We start from the raw sequence: 17,149 nt of genomic DNA on the forward strand, positions 1-17,149 counted from the left end.
CGACCACGTGCCCTCCGAGCTGTCTCGCGCCCCGCCGGGCTGATGTGGTTAGGTAAGGCATACCATACCTCCCTCACAGAGGTTTCTTTCGAGCACCTTCGGAGCCATCCATGAGCACCTCGCGCACCGGCCTGTCCCGACGACGTCTCGCCGCCGGGCTCGCCGCCCTGCCGCTGATCCTGCTGACCGCCTGCGGCGGATCGTCCGACCCGACGCCCGCCTCGGCGGGCGGATCGCAGGCCGGAGCCACGGTGGAGACGGCGTTCGGCTCCGTCCAGGTGCCGGCCGCGCCCAAGCGGGTCGTCGCGCTGGGCGACACGGCCCTGGACAGCGCGCTCGCGCTGGGCGTCGTGCCGGTCGGGACACTGTCGAGCCGGGGCGGCACGGGCGTGTCCGCCTACCTGGCCGACCGGGTCCCCGGCATCACGCTGGTCGGCACCGTGCGGGAGATCAACCTGGAGGCTGTCGTCGGGGCCGAGCCCGACCTCGTGCTGGCCGCGTCCAGCACGACCCAGGAGCAGTACGACGCGCTCAAGGCGATCGCGCCGACCGTCGTCCCGAAACCGCAGGCGTTCGGGAACTGGGAGAGCGAGACCCGTACCATCGCCACCGCGCTCGGCAAACAGGCCGAGGGCGACAAGCTCCTCGCCGACATCGAGCAGCGCGCCAGGCACCTCGCGGCCAAGCGGACCGGCGCCGGCACCGCCGCCGTCGTCCGGTGGATGCCCACCGGCCCGCTCATCATGTCCTCGTCCCTGATGGCCGGACGGCTGGTCGAGCTGACCGGCGACACCCTGCCGGCGGCCGCCGACTTCACCGACAAGCCGCACACCGACCCGCTCAGCCTGGAGAACCTCGGCCAGCTCGACGCCGACTTCATCTACGTCGCCACCCTCAACGCCGACGGCGAGAAGGCCCTCGCGGCGGCCAGGGCGCAGCCCGCGTTCGCCCGCCTCGAAGCCGCCCGCAACGACCGGGTCGCGGCCGTCGACGGCAGCGTGTGGAGCAGCGGGGCCGGACCCATCGCCGCCGGCAAGGTGCTCGACGACATCGAGCGGCTCCGCGCCGCCGCCTGATCCCCGTCGGACGGATCTCCGGCACCGGACGGATCCGCGGCGCCGGTCGGCACCGCCCGCCGGGGTGGACGGATGACGCTCCACCCCGGTCGGTCGCCCGCCCGGCGCCGTCCAGGTGGGACGCGACGCGACTCCGCCGAGCGGGTGCCGCCCGTCGACGCCCGCTCGGGCCGCAAGCGGCCCCGCCCGCCCCCGCCGGCGCGTCGCACCGGCATGTCGCCGGGCCCCCTGGGCACAATCGCCTCATGGAGAAGCCCCGGGCAGTGTCGGCCGACGAGTGGCAGCAGGCCCGTGACGACCTGCTGAAGGCCGAGAAGGAGCTGACCCGCGCGCAGGACGCGCTCGCCGCCCGGCGTCGTCGCCTCCCGATGGTCAGGTTCGACAGCGGCTACCGCTTCGACACGCCCACCGGCCCGGCCACCCTGCTCGACCTGTTCGAGGGCCGGGGCCAGCTCGTGGTCTACCAGTTCATGGACAACGGCCCCGACCACCACTGCCCCGGGTGCACCTGGTTCACCGACAGCGTCCCCGTGACCGGGCTGGCGCGGCTGGCGGAGCGGGGAATCAGCTGGGCGACCGTGTCGGACATGCCGCTGGCGCAGATCGAGGCGTACAAGGCGCGTCGCGGCTGGACCCTGCCGTTCGTGTCGTCGCGCGGCACGTCGTTCGCCGCGGACTGCGGGGCGGAGCGCGGCTTCATGCTCAGCGTCTTCCTGCGCGACGGCGCGGACGTCTACCGGACGTACAACACGACGGCGCGCGGCGTCGACCGGCTCGTCTTCGTCAACAGCATCCTCGACATCACCCCGTACGGCCGGCAGGAGGACTGGGAGGACTCCCCGCCCGGCTGGCCGCAGCAGCCCACCTACGGCTGACGGCTCGGGCTGGCGGCGCACCTTGACGGCGTGACGGTGAGTGAGCTGATCGCCACTGCGTACCACCAGTCGGTGGTCACATGATCGTGATTCCTGGCAGGGTTGGGAGATGGCCGCGCTGCTCCGCTCACGCCTGACCGACTGGACCGTCTCCGTACCGCTGCTCGCGGTCGTGGCGTTGATCCTCACCTGGGGACGCGACCTGCCCGGTCCTGTCGTCGTCGTGGTGGCCGCGTTCCTGGCCGGAGCGGTGCTGGCAGCCGTCCACCACGCCGAGGTGGTCGCGCACCGGGTGGGGGAGCCGTACGGCTCGCTGCTCCTCGCCGTGGCCGTCACCGTCATCGAGGTCGCGCTGATCGTCACCCTCATGATCAGCGGCGGCGAGAAGGCGCAGTCCCTCGCGCGGGACACCGTCTTCGCCGCCGTCATGATCACGTGTAACGGCATCCTCGGGTTGTCGCTGCTGATCGGCGCGCTGCGCCGCAAAGTGGCGGTGTTCAACTCCGAGGGCACCGGTGGCGCGCTGGCCACCGTGACCACCCTCGCGGCCCTGAGCCTCGTGGTGCCGACCTTCACCACCAGCCGGCCGGGTCCGCAGTTCAGCCCCGCGCAGCTGGCCTTCGCCGCCGTGGCGTCGCTCGCGCTCTACGGCCTGTTCGTGATGGTGCAGACCGGCCGCCACCGCGACTACTTCCTGCCGGTCACCGCCGAGGGGCGGGTGGTGGAGGCCGACGGGCACGCCGCGCCGCCGTCGAACCGGGCCGCCCTGCTCAGCCTCGGCCTGCTGCTGGTGGCGCTGGTCGCCGTGGTCGGTGACGCCAAGACGGTGTCCCCGGCGATCGAGTCCGCCGTCGCCGGGGCGAACCTGCCGCAGTCCTTCGTCGGCGTGGTCATCGCGCTGCTGGTGCTGCTGCCCGAGACGATCGCCGCCGCCCGGGCGGCCCGCCGCGACCGGGTGCAGATCAGCCTGAACCTGGCGCTGGGCTCGGCCATGGCCAGCATCGGGCTGACCATCCCGGCGATAGCGCTGGCCTCGATCTGGCTGGAGGGGCCGCTGCTGCTCGGCCTCGGCGGCACCCAGCTGACCCTGCTCGCCCTCACCGTCGTCACCGGCGTGCTGACCGTGGTGCCGGGGCGGGCCACCGTGCTCCAGGGCGGCGTGCACCTGGTGCTGCTCGCCGCGTTCGTGTTTTTGGCCGCCAGCCCCTGACTACCCCGGCCCCGGCAGTGGGGCTCAGGCGTCGTCGAGGCGGGCGGCGCGGGCATGCCCGACCGGCGTCGTTGGCTGCGGCCGGGCATGACCCGCGGACCGCCGGGGTACTGCACACGGCATCGCCGACGCCGGGGAGGGCACGTTGACGACGCGCGTGGGACGCCGGCCGCCGAGCGCGCTCGCCGGCCTCGCGGTGGCTCTCGTCGTGGCGGCCGGGTGCATGGTCGGCGGGGCGTCCGAGCCCGCGGGGCAGGAGCCCGGCGACGTGGCCTCGCCCGGCGCCGCGCAGACCCGCGCCGACGGCACCACCAGCGTCGAGGAGTTCCAGCGGGACGTCACCGACGCGCGGCGCATCGCCGAGCGGTACTGGGCCGACCGGTTCCGCGCCTCGGGGGAGCGGTTCCGCCCGATCCGGCGGGTCGTCCCGTACCAGCGCGACGGCGAGGTGTCCTGCGGCGGGCAGGGCCTGCCGCGCAACAACGCGGTCTACTGCGCGGCCGGCGACTTCATCGCCTACGACGTGAACTGGTCGGTCGGGGCGTTCCGCCAGGTCGGTGACGCGTTCGTGTTCTACCTGCTCGGCCACGAGTACGCCCACGGCGTCCAGACCCGGCTCGGCATCCAGTACCGCTTCACCATCGAGCAGGAACTCCAGGCAGACTGCATGGCCGGGGCGTACCTGGGCGACTCGGTGCGCTCGGGGGTGCTGGAACTCGACGACGGCGACCTGGAGGAGTTCCGCGAGGGACTGCTCGCCGTCGGCGACGACCCCGGTCAGCCGTGGTTCGCCGAGGGCTCGCACGGCACCGCCGAGCAACGCACCGAGTCCTTCTTCCGCGGGTACGAGCAGTCCCTGGACGCCTGCGCGCTCGGCTGAGCGGGCCCGCAGCTCGCCCGGCGCCGGGCGACGGCGACCGGCGTCGTCCGGTCTCGCCGCCGCCCGCAACCCGTCGGCCAGGTCACGCCGGCGGCACCTGGGCGCGCCGGCGGCATCCCGGCTGAGAGGATCCCGGGGGTACGCCACCCGAGGGAGGATGTCCTGAGCAGCCACCACCCCGCCGCCGTGCTCTTCGACATGGACGGCACCCTGGTCGACAGCGAGAAACTGTGGGACGTCGCGCTGCGTGAGCTGGCGGCCGAGTACGGCGCCACCCTCTCCGAGGCGGCCCGCAAGGCGATGGTCGGCACCAGCATGGCCGCGTCGATGCGCATCCTGCACGACGACCTGGGCCAGCCGCACCGCGACCCCGACGTCAGCGCGGCGTGGATCAACGCCCGGATCCTGGAGCTGTTCCGCACCGGACTGCGGTGGCGTCCCGGCGCGCTGACGCTGCTGCGGGCGGTCCGCGCGGCGGACATCCCGACGGCGCTGGTGACCTCCAGCGTGCGGCCCCTGGTGGAGGTCGCGCTGGACACCCTCGGGCGGGACAGCTTCGACGCGGTGGTCTGCGGCGACGAGGTCGACGCGGCCAAGCCGCACCCGGAGCCGTACCTGACCGCCGCCCGGCTGCTCGGCGTGCCGATCGCCCGCTGCGTGGCGATCGAGGACTCGCCGACCGGGGTGGCCAGCGCGCTCGCCGCCGGCGCGGCGGTGCTGGCCGTTCCGGCGGAGGTGCCGATCGGGCCGCTGGACGGCGTACACCAGTTGGAGAGCCTGACCGGCGCGGACCTGGAGCTGCTGGCGGCCCTGCTCGGCGCGCCGCCGGCCGGCGTCTGACGCGAGAGGGGCCCCGCCGGTCGGCGGGACCCCTCGTCGTGCCTGATGGGTCAGTCGTGGGCGATGGCGCCCAGGACGTTGATCCGGGCGGCCCGGACCGCCGGCAGTACCGCGGCGATGACCCCGATGATCGCGGCCAGGCCGAGGAAGACCCCCATCTGGGACCAGGGCAGGACCAGGTCCGTGATCCCCTCGTCCCGCAGCGCCTCGACCACGGCCGCGCCGAGACCGGTGCCGACGGCGACGCCGAGCAGCGCGCCGAAGACCGAGATCACCACCGCCTCGACGGTGACCATCCGCATGGTCTGCGCCCGGCGCAGGCCGATGGCCCGCAGCAGCCCCAGCTCCCGGGTGCGTTCCAGCACCGACAGCGCCAGGGTGTTGATGATGCCGAGCACGGCGATGACGATGGCCAGCGCCAGCAGGATCTGGATCATCGTGAGCAGGCCGTCGAGCTGGCCGGCCTGCTGGTCGATGAACGCCTCCCGGTCGGCCACCGACACCTCGGGGGAGTTGGCCAGCAGCGCCTCGATCTGCGGCTGCACGTCGGCGACCCGGGTGCCCGGGGCCAGCTGGATGAAGCCCTGGATCGGCTGCGGGATGGCGAAGTCGCGCGCCGCCTGCGGCGGCAGCACCACCTGGTTGGTCAGCTCGGAGCTGGCGTAGATGCCGGTCACCGTGTAGGTCCGCGCCTCGCCCCGGGCCAGCTGCACCGGCACCTGCGACCCGACGGAGAGCCCGCGCGACTTCGCGGTGTCCGAGCTGACCAGCATCTCGTCCGGCGCGAGCCGGTCGATGTTCCCGGCGGTGGCCTCGGCGCCGAAGATCTGCCGCAGCGCGGCGACGTCGCTGCTCGCCCCCACCCAGGTGCGTTTGCCGCCGACCACCGCCATGTCGCCGTACTCGCCGTTGGCGAGGCGCACCCCGGGGATCGCCGCGGCCTTCTCCAGCACCCCTGAGTCGAAGCTCGGCGGCCGGGGCCCGCTCTGTGCCCCGGAGATCACCAGCTCCGCCTTGAGCGTGTCCTGGGTGAGCGCGCTGATGCTGCTCTTTGCCGAGTCCAGGATCACGGTCACGCCGGTGACCAGGGCGATGCCCACCATCAGCGCCGCGGCGGTGATGGCGGTGCGGCGCGGGTTGCGGCCGGAGTTGAGCCGGCCCAGCTTGCCGGGCACCGACCAGGCGAAGATCGCGCCGAGCAGGCTCACCACCGGGCGGCTGATCAGCGGGGTCAGCAGCGCCACGCCGATGAAGGCGAACAGCACCCCGCCGAGGATGGTGGCCAGGGTGTTGCCCCCGGCGTTGCCGGTGAGGCCCAGGGCCAGCAGCCCGGCGCCGACGGCGGTGACGATCCCGCCGGCCACCGTGACCTTGGTCAGCGGGCGGTCCGGGTTGGCCACGTCCTGCATCGCCGCGATCGGTGGGATCCGGGACGCCCGCAGGGCCGGCAGCAGCGCGGCGACCACGGTGATCACCAGGCCGACGGCGAACGCGCCGATCACCGCGGACAGCGGCACACCGACCCCGGCCAGGGTCAGCCCGCCGGCGAAGGTGCTGAACAGGTACGCCAGCAGCGCGCCGATACCGATGCCCGCGCCGAGGCCGAGCACCGAGGCGATCAGCCCCACCGCGACGGCCTCCAGGACCACCGACCCGATGATCTGCCTGCCGCTGGCCCCGATGGCGCGCATCAGCGCCAGCTCGCGGGTGCGCTGCGCCACGATGATCGAGAAGGTGTTGAGGATCAGGAAGGTGCCGACCAGCAGCGCCACCGCGGCAAAGCCGAGCAGGATCCGGTTGAAGAAGGACAGCGCCTCCTTCATGCTGGCCGCCGCCTCCTCGGAGAGCTGCTCGCCGGTCTTGACCTCGTAGTCGGTGCCGACCGCGGCGGCTACGGCGTCGCGCAGCGCCTCGTCCGACATCCCGCCGACAGCGGTGACCGTGATGTTGCTGAAGGTGTCCGGCGCGCCGAGCATCAGCCGTTGCGCGACGGGCGTGGTGAACATGATCTCGTTGGCGCCGCCGATGGAGTCCCGGCCACCGCTGTAGCCGAAGACGCCGACGATGGTGAACTCCTGCTTCGGCTGGAGGGTCAGCACGCCGACCCGGTCACCGACCTTCACCTTGCCGGTCGTGGCCAGCGCCTTGTTGACCACGATCTCGTCGTCGGCCTGCGGCGCCCGTCCCTCGCGCAGTTGCACGAGGTCGTTCTCGCCGGTCCAGTTCTCGCCCAACTGCGGCGGGCCGAACGAGGCGACGACCTTGCCGTTGCTGCCGATCAGCCGCGCCCCGTCGACGCCGACCACGCCGGTCGCCCTGGCCACGCCGGGCACCGCCCGGACCTTGTCGAGGGTGGTCGCCGGCAGCGGCGGGGGCACCTGCATGCCTTCGGTCTCCGCCACGTCGATCTTCGGCTTGGCGGCGACGTTGACGTCGACTCCTTCGTACGCGTCGGCGAAGATCGCGTCGAACGAGCGGCCGAGGGTGTCGGTGAGCACGAACGCGCCGGAGACGAACATGACGCCCAGCACCACGGCCAGGCCGGAGAGGATCAGCCGGACCTTGCGGGCCAGCAGGCTCTTCAGAGTCGCCCGGAACATCAGCGGGCCACCTCGGCGGGGGTGTCCAGCTTCTTCATCGTGTCCAGCACGGTGTCGGCGGTCGGCTCGATCAGCTCGGAGACGATCTGCCCGTCGGCGAGGAAGACCACCCGGTCGGCGTACGCGGCGGCGGTCGGGTCGTGGGTGACCATCACGATCGTCTGCCCGTGCTCGCGCACCGAGTTGCGCAGGAAGTTGAGCACCTCCGCGCCGGAGCGGGAGTCGAGGTTGCCCGTCGGCTCGTCGGCGAAGATCACCTCGGGGCGGGAGACCAGCGCGCGGGCGCAGGCCACCCGCTGCTGCTGCCCGCCGGAGAGCTGCGCCGGGCGGTGGCCCAGCCGGTCCTGTAGCCCCACCGTGGCGATGACCGTGTCGTACCAGGCCGGGTCCGGCTTGCGCCCGGCGATCGACAGCGGCAGCAGGATGTTCTCCTTCGCGGTCAGGGTCGGCAGCAGGTTGAACTGCTGGAAGATGAAGCCGACCTTGTCCCGGCGCAGCTTGGTCAGGCCCGCGTCGCCCAGGCCCGTGACGGTGGTGTCGCCGATCGACACGGTGCCGCGGGTGACCGAGTCGAGGCCGGCGAGGCAGTGCATCAGCGTCGACTTGCCCGAGCCCGACGGGCCCATGATCGCCGTGAACCGGCCCCGCTCGAATTCCGCGCTGACCCCCCGCAGCGCGATGACCTGCGCCTCACCGCTGCCGTACACCTTCCACACGTCGTTCGCCCGGGCCGCGGCCTGCGCCTGCTGGCCTACCGTCGCGGTCACGTCATCTACCTCTTCCGTCTGTTTTTGATCCGCGCCGCCCCCGCTGGTCCGGCGCGGCAGTCTCCATCATCGGTGCTCGTCGGCGCCGATCCGTCCGACTCCGGGCGGAGCCGGTGCCTATTTCGCGGTGCGGGTGCCCCCGAGCCTGGCTCAGGGTTGCCCCTGACCCGGCGCCCGGTCGATCGCATTTCCCGCCCGTCGGGGACCGATCCTGCACAGTGACGCCACGTCAGGGTCAACCGCGCCGCGCCATCTCCGGTCACGGTAGGTGACGACGGCAACGGCGCTTCCCGGCCACGGGGAATCTTCGGGTACGCCTGCGGAAACAGCCAGGGCGGGCGCCACTACGCCCGGGGGCGCACCAGACCCGACTCGTACGCCAGTACCACGGCCTGCACCCGGTCGCGCAGCCCCAGCTTGGTGAGCACATGCCCCACGTGGGTCTTGATGGTGGTCTCGCTGACCGACAGCGCCCGGGCGATCTCGGCGTTGGACAGCCCCCGGGCCACCTGCACCAGCACCTCCCGTTCCCGCTCGGTCAGCGCGCCGAGGCCCTTGGGCGGGGCCGCCGCCGGGTCCGGCAGCACGTCGGCGAACCGGTCCAGCAGCCGTTTGAGGATCCGGGGCGCCACCACCGCGTCCCCGGCCGCCACCGTGCGGATCGCGGTGACCAGGTCGTCGGCCGGCACGTCCTTGGCCAGGAAGCCGCTCGCCCCGGCCCGCAGCGCCCCCACCACGTACTCGTCCAGGTCGAAGGTGGTCAGGATCAGCACCCGCACCGGCAGCCGGGCGTCGACGATCGCCCGGGTCGCCGCGACCCCGTCCATCCGGGGCATCCGGATGTCCATCAGCACCACGTCGGGCAGCAGCCGGCGCGACAGGTCCACCGCCTCGACGCCGTCCCCGGCCTCGGCCACGATGTCCAGGTCGTCCTCCGTGCCGAGCACCATCCGGAAGCCGGTACGCAGCAGCGGCTGGTCGTCGGCGAGCAGGATGCGCACCGGCCGCGCCGGCACCGTCGCCTCGGTCATGTGATGCCCCGTCCCTGATCCCCGGTCACGCCGTCCCCCGTTCCGCGGCCCGGCCGCAATTCTCCCGTACGCCCCCGAGCCGGTCATGCCGCCACCGCGCCACGACCCTCCACCGGGATCCGTGCGGAAACCCGGAAGCCGCCGCCGGGGCGTGCCCCGGTGCGCAGGACCCCACCGTAGAGGGCGACCCGTTCCCGCATCCCGACCAGGCCGTGCCCGATCCGGTCGCCGCCCGGCCCCGGGCCGCGCCCGGTGTCGGCCACCTCGACGCCGACGGCGCCCTCGTCGAAGGTCAGCCGCACCTCCGCCGTGGCCGTGCCGGCGTGCTTGAGCGCGTTGGTCAACGCCTCCTGGGCGATCCGGTAGAGGGTCAGCGCCACCCCCTCCTCCAGCGCCCCCGGGGTGCCCTCGATCCGCAGCGTCACCGGCAGGCCGGCCTCGCGCACCTGGTCGACCAGGGCCTCGATACCGGCGAGTCCCGGCTGCGGGGCCAGGTCGGCGGCCGGCTCGGCGTCGGTACGCAGCACGTCCAGCAGCCGGCGCATCTCCCGCAGGGTGGCCCGGCTGGTCGCCTCGATGGTGGCGATCGCCTCGTCGGCCGCGTCCGGGTCCTTCGGCAGCACCCGGCGGGCGCCGGTGGCCAGCACCCCCATCACGCTGACGTGGTGCGCGACGACGTCGTGCAGCTCCCGGGCGATGCGGCGGCGCTCGTCGGCGACCGCCTGCTCGGCGAGTGAACGCTGGTTCTCCTCGGCGGCCCGGGCCCGCTCCCGCAGCGCCTCCGTGGCGGCCCGACGCCCGTGCACGGCCCGGCCCACCGAGTACGACACCGCCCCCGTCAGCAGGTTGTTCACCACCAGGTACGCGGAGCTGACGCCCTCCACCACCCCGTCCAGGGGTGCGATTGCGTTCGCCACCGCGGCCGGCAGCCAGAGCGCCAGGGCCGCCGCGACCGCCGTCCGGAGCGGCCGGGTCGCGGCCACCGTGTAGGTGAGCACCAGGAAGGTCAGGCCCTGCGCGGCCGGCGCCAGGTCGAGCAGGACGGGCAATGCCAGCGTCGCCACCGCCGCGGAGACGGCGGGCCACGGCGCGACCCGGCGCAGCGCCACCGGCGCGGCGCAGACCGGGCTCCAGGCCAGCGCCGCCAGCAGGTGCGGCGGCCAGTACTCGCGGGGGGTGAGGAAGGTGAACACGATCTCCGCCCCGACGAGCCCGACGGCGAGGAGAGCGTCCGCGGCGAGCGGGTGCCGGCGCAGCCACTCCTTCGGGCCCGAAGTCATACCGCGACGCTAGCCGCCCCCACGCCGGATTGATCGTCGCCGACGGTGAGCCCGGCCTCATCCCTGAGGAGGAGACTGCCTCCACCGCGCCAGGGCCCGCCCGCCGCCCGCCGGGTTCCCGGTCCGGGCACCCGGACGGCTCGCCGGCCCTCGCGCCCGCCGGCTCCCCGGGCCGGGAGCCCGGTGGTTCGCCGGCCCGCGCATCCGGTCGCTCACCGGTCCGTGCGGTCACTGCGCCACCGGTCGACCGTGGGCATCCCGTTGACCACGTGGGGCCGCGGTCGCGCGCGCGGCGGAGTCACTCGTCGGCGCCGGGGGCCGCCGGGCGGGACCGGGCGTCGCGCAGCGGATCCGTCGCCACCTGCGCCGGGAACGGCGGCGGGGTGCCGCCGAAGCTCGGGCAGAGGGCCTGATGGCTGCACCAGTCGCAGAGCCGGCTCGGCCGGGGACGGAAGTCCTGGCGGGCGGTCGCCTGCTCGATCGCCCGCCACAGGGCCACCACCGTGCGCTCGAAGCGGAGCAGCTCCTCGGCGTCCGGGGCGTAGTCGCAGACCTCCGCGTCCTTGAGGTAGAGCAGCCGCAGCACCCGGGGGACCACGCCCCGGGTGCGCCACAGCACCAGCGCGTAGAACTTGAGCTGGAACAGCGCCCGCGCCTCGAACGCCTCCCGCGGCGCGCCGCCGGTCTTGTAGTCGACCACCCGCAGCGCGCCGTCCGGCGCCACGTCGAGCCGGTCGACGTAGCCCCGGATCAGCAGCTCCTCGTCGACCACCGCCGAGATCAGGCTCTCCCGCTCGGCCGGCTCCAGCCGCTGCGGGTCCTCCACCGCGAAGTAGCCCTCCAGCAGCGCGGCGGCCGAGCGGAGGAACTCGGCCGCGGCCGACGTGTCGCCGTCGGCGAACAGCCCCGCCAGCTCCGGCTGCTCGGTGACCAGCCGGTCCCACTGCGGGGCCACCAGGTCGGCGGCCGCCGTCGGGGTGCGCCCGCCGGCAGGCAGGTCGAACAGTCGCTCCAGCACGGCGTGCACCAGCGTGCCCCGGGCCTGCTCGACGGTCGGCCGCTCCGGCAGCCGGTCGATGCTGCGGAACCGGTAGAGCAGCGGGCAGGTCTTGAAATCCGCCGCCCGCGACGGCGACAGCGAGGCCCGCACCGTCGCCGGCACCTCGGCCGGGGTCGCGGGCTGCTGCGTGGTCACCGGTTCCGCCGTCATGCCCGGAAGGTTAGGGCACCGGTGTGACACCTCCGCCGTCGCCGCTCCGGCGCATGATCCTCCGCCGCGTAGCATCGGTCCGATGGAGCAGACGAGGCACCCGCGGCGCCGGCCCGACCCGCGGCCCGGCCTGACCGTGGGCCGGGTCTTCGGGGTGCCCCTGCACCTCAACGGCTCGATGGTGCTGCTCACCCTGCTGGTGACCGTGCTGTACGCGGAGTTCGCCCGCCGCCAGCTCGACCTGTCCCAGCTCGCCGGCTACCTGATCGGCTTCGGCTTCGTGGTCTCCCTGCTCGGCTCGGTGCTCCTGCACGAGCTCGGCCACGCCCTGACCGCCCGCCGGTACGGCATCGGTGTGCGCGGCATCACCCTGGAGCTGCTCGGTGGCTACACCGAGATGGACCGCGACGCCCCGTCTCCCCGCGTCGACCTGCTGGTGTCGCTCGCCGGCCCCGCCGTCTCCGCCGTGCTCGGCGCGGTCGCCGTCGCCGCCACCCTCGCCCTGCCCGACCGCACCCTGGCCAACCAGCTCGCGTTCCAGTTGGCGGTGAGCAACGTCATCGTCGCGGTGTTCAACATCCTGCCGGGGCTGCCGCTCGACGGCGGCCGGGCGCTGCGGGCGGCGGTCTGGGCGGTGACCCACGACCGGCACCGGGGCACCGAGGTCGCCGGGTGGGTGGGGCGCGCCGTCGCCGTCGGCACCGCCGGGCTGGTCACCCTGTTCACCCTCACCGGCGACCTGGCGCCGCTGGCGCTGCCGCTGATGCTGCTCGTCGCGTTCACCCTCTGGCGCGGCGCCGGGCAGTCGATCCGGATGGCGCGGATCAGCCGCCGCTTCCCGCTGATCGACCTGTCCCGGCTGTCCCGGCCGGTGCTCGCCGTGCCCACCGGCACGCCGCTGGCCGAGGCGCAGCGCCGGGCCGCCGGCGCCACGCCGGGCGCCGCGCTCCTGGTCACCGACTCCGCCGGGCGGCCGGTCGCCCTGGTCGACCCCGCCGCGGCGGAGGCCGTGCCGGCGGAACGCCGCCCCTGGCTGGCCGTCGACGCGGTCGCCCGGTCGCTGGCCGACCTGCCCGCCATGCCGGTCGGGCTCGACGGGGAGCGGGTGATGGAGGCGGTACAGACCCACCCGGGCGCGCAGTACGTGGTGACCTCAGGCGAAGATGTCGTCGGCATCCTGCACATCGCGGATCTGGCTCAGCTCCTCGAACCTCAACGGAAGATGAACACGTGACCGCAACTCCCCCCGCCGCCCAGGCCGACCCGGGCACCGCGGTGCCCGCCGACACCCGGGCGCTGCCCCCCGTGCACCGCGGGCCGTTCCGGCCCGGCGACCGGGTGCAGCTGACCGACCCCAAGGGGCGGATGCACACGGTCACCCTGGAGCCGGGCAAGGCGTTCCACACCCACCGGGGCATTCTGGAGCACGACACGCTGATCGGCCTGCCCGACGGCAGCGTGGTCACCACCTCCGGCGGCGGCACCGCGTTCCTGGCCCTGCGCCCGCTGCTCTCGGACTACGTGCTCTCCATGCCGCGCGGCGCGCAGGTGATCTACCCGAAGGACTCCGCCCAGATCGTCGCCATGGGCGACATCTTCCCGGGCGCCAAGGTCCTGGAGGCCGGGGCCGGCTCCGGGGCGCTGTCCTGCTCGCTGCTGCGCGCGGTCGGCACCGAGGGCGAGCTGCACTCGTTCGAGGTGCGCGACGACTTCGCCCAGATCGCCAAGCGCAACGTCGAGGCCTTCTTCAACGGGCCGCACCCGGCGTGGCACCTGCACGTCGGCGACGTCGCCACCTGCACCGAGACGGGCTTCGACCGGATCATCCTCGACATGCTCACCCCGTGGGAGACCCTCGACATGGTCGAGCGGGCCCTGCTGCCCGGCGGCGTGTTCATCGGTTACGTCGCCACCACCCCGCAGCTGTCCGAGCTGGTCGAGGCGCTGCGCGAGCGCGGCGGCTGGACCGAGCCGCGCGCCTGGGAGTCGCTGGTGCGCGACTGGCACGCCGAAGGGCTGGCGGTGCGCCCGGACCACCGCATGATCGCGCACACCGCGTTCCTGGTGTCCGCGCGTAAGCTCGCTCCGGGCGTCACCGCGCCGCCGCGGCGCCGCAAGCCCAGCAAGGGCGCCGAGGCGTACGCCGAACGCCGGCAGGCGCTGCGCGAGGCGGAGGCGGCCCGGCAGGCCGCCGCCGCGCGGGCCGCCGCAGCGGAGCCGGCCGCCGCCGGGGACACGACGCAGCCGTGACCGTGGAACTTGGCGGCTGGGAGTGAGCGGACGGAACCTGCCGGCCGGTGCGGGCCGGTGGCACGGCTACGGGGAGGTGGCATGAACCGGCCGGGTTTCGGCGGAGACCTGCCGGCGGTGTTCCCGGACTGGTCGCCCTACCAGGACCTCGAATCGGCGGCCCGCGCCTACCTGCGCGACCCCGACGTCGCCCTCGAGGCGCTGGGCGGGGTGCTGCGCGGGGCGTCGGTGCTCGGCTTCACCCTGGAACGCTTCGTCAACGAGGTCAACGGGGTGTGGCAGGAGGTCGTGGTCTGCGACGGCAGCCGGCTCGTCCTCTGGCACGGCGAGGACGTGCCGCCGGGGGAGGGGCCACCCGGGTCGATGACGTCCTCGCTGCGGGTGGTGCCGGTCTCCACCGTCACCGAGGTCGGCTGCCGGCGCCGGCTCACCCGCGACGACAACGGCGGGATCCGCGTCGACAGCATCGACGTCTACCTGCTGCTGACCTCGCTGGACGAGGCGCCGCCCAGCGACGAGGCGGTGGGCGCGCCCCGGCACGACGCGTTGCGCTTCGGCAAGACCCTCGACGACGGTGGCGCGGGGCAGATCGCCCGGCTGGAGGAGTTCGCCCGCCTGGTCGCCTCGGTGGTCGGCCGGCCGATGCTCTGAGGCGTACGCCCGGCAGCCCTCCCGCCCCCGGCGGCGCGGGAGGGCGGGGCGCTCAGTCCTCCTCGGCCTCCGGGCCGGCGACCTCGACGCCGTCGCTGCCGCGTACGACGTGGATGCACTCGCCCGGGCACTCCTTCGCCGAGTCGATCACCTCGAGGCGCAGGTGCTCGGGCACGTCGACCCGGCTGCCCGGCGCGAGCCGCAGCTCACCGTCGGGGCCCTTGACGTAGGCGAGCCCGTCGACGTCGAACTCGAAGACCTCGGGCGCGTACTGCACGCAGAGCCCGTCGCCCGTGCAGAGATCCTGGTCCACCCAGACCTGCAGCTGGTCGGTCATGACCTCCGCCACGGCGCACCCCCCATGTTCTCCCGTCCCACGCCCCGACGGTACCCGAACGCCCGGACCGGCCCTCGGGGCCACCCTTGGCGATCAAGGTTCGGTGACGAGCGCGTTGCGTGGGACCGAATCGGCCTCATAGCGGCTAGTGTTAGGGCAGAACGTTCAAGCCCCCCGGGGAGGTGGGACGTGGCACGCAGCGACGACGCGGACTCGCGCGCCGCACGGTGGGAGAAGGAGGCCCACGATCTCTCCACGCAGGTCGCGTTCCTTCAAGAGGAACTCGCTCTGGTGCGGCGCAAGTTGACCGAAAGCCCCCGACACGTCCGGCAGCTCGAAGAGCGGCTGGCGGCCACCCAGGCACAGTTGGCGCGGCTGACCGAGAACAACGACCGGCTCGTGAGCACCCTCAAGGAGGCTCGCGCGCAGATCGTGACGCTCAAGGAGGAGATCGACCGCCTCGCGCAGCCACCGAGTGGCTACGGCGTCTTCCTCGCGCGGCACGACGACGGCACGGTGGACGTGTTCACCGGCGGACGCAAGCTCCGGGTCGCCGTCTCGCCCTCGCTGGACGTCGCCGAGCTGCGGCGCGGCCAGGAGGTCCTGCTCAACGACGCGCTCAACATCGTCGACGCGTTCGGCTACGAGCGGGTCGGCGAGGTGGTCATGCTCAAGGAGATCCTCGCGGGTCCCGACGGCAGCCCGGGCGACCGGGCACTGGTGGTCTCGCACTCCGACGAGGAGCGGATCGTGCACCTCGCCGAGACCCTGATCGGCTCGCCGATCCGGGCCGGCGACTCGCTCATGATCGAGCCCCGCTCGGCGTACGCCTACGAGCGGATCCCGAAGAGCGAGGTCGAGGAGCTGGTCCTGGAGGAGGTGCCCGACGTCGACTACACCGACATCGGCGGCCTCCACGCCCAGATCGAGCAGATCCGCGACGCGGTGGAGCTGCCCTTCCTGCACGCCGATCTGTTCCGGGAGCACCAGCTCCGCCCGCCGAAGGGCATCCTGCTCTACGGCCCGCCCGGCTGCGGCAAGACGCTGATCGCCAAGGCGGTGGCCAACTCGCTGGCGAAGAAGATCGCCGAGCGGGAGGGCAAGGAGCGGCACACCAGCTTCTTCCTCAACATCAAGGGCCCGGAGCTGCTCAACAAGTACGTCGGCGAGACCGAGCGGCACATCCGGCTGATCTTCCAGCGGGCCCGGGAGAAGGCCGGCGAGGGTACCCCGGTCATCGTGTTCTTCGACGAGATGGACTCGGTGTTCCGGACCCGGGGCTCCGGTGTCTCCTCCGACGTGGAGAACACGATCGTCCCGCAGTTGCTCAGCGAGATCGACGGCGTGGAGGGCCTGGAGAACGTCATCGTCATCGGCGCCTCCAACCGGGAAGACATGATCGACCCGGCGATCCTGCGCCCCGGCCGGCTCGACGTGAAAATCAAGATCGAGCGGCCGGACGCCGAGGCGGCCAAGGACATCTTCTCCAAGTACATCCTCTCCGGGCTGCCCCTGCACCCGGACGACCTGGCCGAGCACGGCGGCGACCCCCAGGCCACCGTCGCGGCCATGATCGACGCGGTCGTGCTGCGGATGTACTCGGAGACCGAGGAGAACCGCTTCCTCGAGGTCACCTACGCCAACGGCGACAAGGAAGTCCTCTACTTCAAGGACTTCAACTCCGGCGCGATGATCCAGAACATCGTCGACCGGGGCAAGAAGATGGCCATCAAGGAGTTCCTCACCTCCGGCCGCAAGGGCCTGCGCCTGCAGCACCTCCTCGACGCCTGCGTCGACGAGTTCCGGGAGAACGAGGACCTGCCCAACACCACCAACCCCGACGACTGGGCCCGCATCTCCGGCAAGAAGGGCGAGCGGATCGTCTACATCCGCACGCTCGTCTCCGGCGGCAAGGGCGCGGAGGCCGGCCGGTCGATAGAGACCGCCAGCAACACCGGTCAGTACCTCTGACCCACACCCGCACGGGGCCCGCGGCGCGACGCGCCGCGGGCCCCGTCCCGTCCGGACCCACCCGTCCCCGTCCGGCCCGCGCCTGCCGCCCCGGTCCGGCGCGCCCCCATCCGCCGCGCGGCCGACTACGCTCGACGTGACGGGGGACCGGGTCGGGCGAGCGAAGCAGGT

The 17,149-nt window shown here is 73.5% G+C and carries 14 protein-coding genes and 1 pseudogene; 9 read left to right on the forward strand and 6 right to left on the reverse strand.

Features of this window, described 5'->3' with window-relative positions:
- Positions 1–110 precede the first annotated feature (110 nt).
- The 5 genes and pseudogenes from AB0G14_RS13580 (at position 111) to AB0G14_RS13600 (ending at position 4,881) form a co-directional block, all read left to right on the forward strand.
- Positions 111–1,076, forward strand: coding sequence for an iron-siderophore ABC transporter substrate-binding protein (locus AB0G14_RS13580; RefSeq protein ID WP_357696997.1), 966 nt, complete (start codon positions 111–113; stop codon positions 1,074–1,076).
- A 245-nt stretch (positions 1,077–1,321) separates the two neighbouring features.
- Positions 1,322–1,951, forward strand: a complete 630-nt coding sequence (locus AB0G14_RS13585; protein WP_357696999.1) for a DUF899 family protein — start codon at positions 1,322–1,324, stop codon at positions 1,949–1,951.
- A 109-nt stretch (positions 1,952–2,060) separates the two neighbouring features.
- Entirely contained in the window at positions 2,061–3,161 is a 1,101-nt protein-coding gene (locus AB0G14_RS13590) for an ionic transporter y4hA (protein WP_357697001.1), read from the forward strand.
- A 109-nt stretch (positions 3,162–3,270) separates the two neighbouring features.
- Positions 3,271–4,041 (forward strand): annotated as a pseudogene (locus AB0G14_RS13595) (neutral zinc metallopeptidase); the annotation flags it as partial.
- A gap of 186 nt (positions 4,042–4,227) precedes the next feature.
- The gene (locus tag AB0G14_RS13600; RefSeq protein ID WP_357697003.1) at positions 4,228–4,881 is read left to right on the forward strand and encodes an HAD family phosphatase; all 654 of its coding nucleotides are present in this window, start codon (positions 4,228–4,230) and stop codon (positions 4,879–4,881) included.
- Positions 4,882–4,931: 50 nt separating this feature from the next.
- Here the strand turns inward: AB0G14_RS13600 and AB0G14_RS13605 are convergent, their stop codons facing one another.
- The 5 genes from AB0G14_RS13605 to AB0G14_RS13625 form a co-directional block, all read right to left on the reverse strand.
- The gene (locus AB0G14_RS13605; RefSeq protein ID WP_357697005.1) at positions 4,932–7,481 is read right to left on the reverse strand and encodes an ABC transporter permease; all 2,550 of its coding nucleotides are present in this window, start codon (positions 7,479–7,481) and stop codon (positions 4,932–4,934) included.
- On the reverse strand, positions 7,481–8,248 hold the full coding sequence (locus AB0G14_RS13610; protein WP_357697007.1) for an ABC transporter ATP-binding protein: 768 nt from the start codon (positions 8,246–8,248) through the stop codon (positions 7,481–7,483). Before AB0G14_RS13610 ends, AB0G14_RS13605 begins: the two co-directional genes overlap by 1 nt.
- Positions 8,249–8,592: 344 nt before the next feature.
- A complete protein-coding gene (locus AB0G14_RS13615) occupies positions 8,593–9,279 on the reverse strand; it encodes a response regulator transcription factor (protein ID WP_357697009.1) in 687 nt (228 codons plus the stop codon).
- 83 nt (positions 9,280–9,362) lie between these two features.
- Complete coding sequence (locus tag AB0G14_RS13620) at positions 9,363–10,559, reverse strand: sensor histidine kinase (protein WP_357697012.1); 1,197 nt, start codon at positions 10,557–10,559, stop codon at positions 9,363–9,365.
- A gap of 298 nt (positions 10,560–10,857) precedes the next feature.
- Positions 10,858–11,769: a PD-(D/E)XK nuclease family protein gene (locus AB0G14_RS13625; protein ID WP_357697014.1), complete on the reverse strand. Its 912-nt coding sequence runs from the start codon at positions 11,767–11,769 to the stop codon at positions 10,858–10,860.
- Between the two features lie 178 nt (positions 11,770–11,947).
- Between AB0G14_RS13625 and AB0G14_RS13630 the strand changes: the two genes are divergently transcribed.
- The 3 genes from AB0G14_RS13630 (at position 11,948) to AB0G14_RS13640 (ending at position 14,670) form a co-directional block, all read left to right on the forward strand.
- On the forward strand, positions 11,948–13,003 hold the full coding sequence (locus AB0G14_RS13630; protein ID WP_357697108.1) for a M50 family metallopeptidase: 1,056 nt from the start codon (positions 11,948–11,950) through the stop codon (positions 13,001–13,003).
- A gap of 41 nt (positions 13,004–13,044) precedes the next feature.
- Positions 13,045–14,019, forward strand: a complete 975-nt coding sequence (locus tag AB0G14_RS13635) for a tRNA (adenine-N1)-methyltransferase (RefSeq protein ID WP_357697110.1) — start codon at positions 13,045–13,047, stop codon at positions 14,017–14,019.
- Between the two features lie 81 nt (positions 14,020–14,100).
- The gene (locus AB0G14_RS13640) at positions 14,101–14,670 is read left to right on the forward strand and encodes a hypothetical protein (protein WP_357697016.1); all 570 of its coding nucleotides are present in this window, start codon (positions 14,101–14,103) and stop codon (positions 14,668–14,670) included.
- Between the two features lie 52 nt (positions 14,671–14,722).
- Here the strand turns inward: AB0G14_RS13640 and AB0G14_RS13645 are convergent, their stop codons facing one another.
- Complete coding sequence (locus AB0G14_RS13645) at positions 14,723–15,019, reverse strand: ferredoxin (RefSeq protein ID WP_350685639.1); 297 nt, start codon at positions 15,017–15,019, stop codon at positions 14,723–14,725.
- A gap of 177 nt (positions 15,020–15,196) precedes the next feature.
- Between AB0G14_RS13645 and arc the strand changes: the two genes are divergently transcribed.
- The gene (arc, locus tag AB0G14_RS13650; protein ID WP_350685640.1) at positions 15,197–16,978 is read left to right on the forward strand and encodes a proteasome ATPase; all 1,782 of its coding nucleotides are present in this window, start codon (positions 15,197–15,199) and stop codon (positions 16,976–16,978) included.
- Positions 16,979–17,149 lie beyond the last annotated feature (171 nt).

Source organism: Micromonospora sp. NPDC023814, from assembly GCF_040639595.1.
GTDB lineage: Bacteria > Actinomycetota > Actinomycetes > Mycobacteriales > Micromonosporaceae > Micromonospora.